The sequence below is a fragment of the Lactiplantibacillus xiangfangensis genome (assembly GCF_001438845.1).
GTDB classification, from domain to species: domain Bacteria; phylum Bacillota; class Bacilli; order Lactobacillales; family Lactobacillaceae; genus Lactiplantibacillus; species Lactiplantibacillus xiangfangensis.
In genome coordinates, this window is the sequence record NZ_JQCL01000050.1 from 1 (window position 1) to 438 (window position 438).

General features: G+C 43.8%; 1 protein-coding gene. It reads right to left on the reverse strand.

The window, feature by feature from the left end:
• Window positions 1-27: 27 nt before the first annotated feature.
• A partial coding sequence (locus IV64_RS03970) for a topoisomerase C-terminal repeat-containing protein (protein WP_191982886.1) occupies window positions 28-438 on the reverse strand: 411 nt, incomplete at its 5' end.

Genomic DNA, 438 nt, shown 5'->3' on the forward strand with positions numbered 1-438 from the left:
AACAACGTGCAGGGCGGTAGGCAGGTTCTAATCAAAATCAAAACTTAATTTATGGCCGTCAAGCTTTAACTTGGCGTCAAACAGCTTTCCTTTTTTGCTCTTGAAACCCTTTAATTTGCTCGTTTCCCCCTTGGTGACCAACGCTTTAATGGCGGTCTTCCCGAGGGTCTTACTGCTCCATTTCTTGGGCAGGGTAAAGTCTTCGCCTTGCTTAGGCTTTACAATATAAAACTTCTGTTTATTTAAAACGGTCGCTTGCGGTGTTTCTAAGAAGACCTCGGCGGACTTTTGTGCTTGCTGTTGGTGATTGATTTGTTGCTTAATGGCTGAATTGCCGGTTAATTGTGTGGGGACATCAGCGATCAATTTCGCCACAAACTTCTTAATCTGGCTCAAAAAGTTATCTGGGGTGCGTTCTTCGGTACTGATTTGCTGTAA